At 47.8% G+C, this 784-nt stretch carries 1 protein-coding gene; it reads left to right on the top strand.

Features of this window, described 5'->3' with window-relative positions:
* Positions 1 to 187: 187 nt before the first annotated feature.
* The gene (locus tag HQ41_RS07625; RefSeq protein ID WP_044190070.1) at positions 188 to 769 is read left to right on the top strand and encodes a phage minor head protein; all 582 of its coding nucleotides are present in this window, start codon (positions 188 to 190) and stop codon (positions 767 to 769) included.
* Positions 770 to 784 lie beyond the last annotated feature (15 nt).

Genomic DNA, 784 nt, shown 5'->3' on the forward strand with positions numbered 1-784 from the left:
GCAAGCATTGATTTGGCGGAGAAAGGAGTGCTTCATACGGTCGCGACGAACCTGAGTATATACTTGTAGGAAGCTCGGAGCTTGTTCGGTTGGTTTGGTTGCCATGTCGATACAGTTAATTGCATATTAAAGATATTAATAATCAGAGATATATGCAGAACATCTAACCGAAAACAGGCAAAATGCCGTGCAACGGTCTCTAGAGGTTACCGACATCGTACAGCTCTCCGACATCATTGAGATACCGACCAAGTGGCTACATGATAAGTATGCCATACCTATGGCCGAGGAGGGCGAGGAGATTGCCCGCAGACAACCAGCTATGCCCATGCTCCCCGATTATGGGATGACCGTAGAGGAGGAAGAAGAGGAGGGCAAGACCCTATCGGAGGTGTACGAGCTCAATAAAGCCTTCCGAGAGTCCAAGAGCTATGCCGATTTCGCTCGACAAGCCAAGGAGATCACCACCACATACAATGATAAGTGGCAGCGCACCGAGTACAATACCGCCCTCAACTGTGCAGAGGCGGCAAGCAACTATCGGGAGCTTAAGCGCAAGCAGCAGCTATTCCCCTACTGGGAGTATAAGACCGTCGGGGATAGTAAGGTCAGACAAGAGCATCAGGAGCTAGACGGAATAATCCTGCCCAACAATGACCACTTATGGAACGAGATATATCCCCCTAATGAGACCGTTGCACGGCATTTTGCCTGTTTTCGGTTAGAAACGTTGTATATATCTCTGATTATTACTATCTTCAGTATGTAATTAACTGTATCGACA

The sequence above is a fragment of the Porphyromonas sp. COT-290 OH860 genome (genome assembly GCF_000768935.1).
Classification (GTDB): Bacteria; Bacteroidota; Bacteroidia; order Bacteroidales; family Porphyromonadaceae; genus Porphyromonas.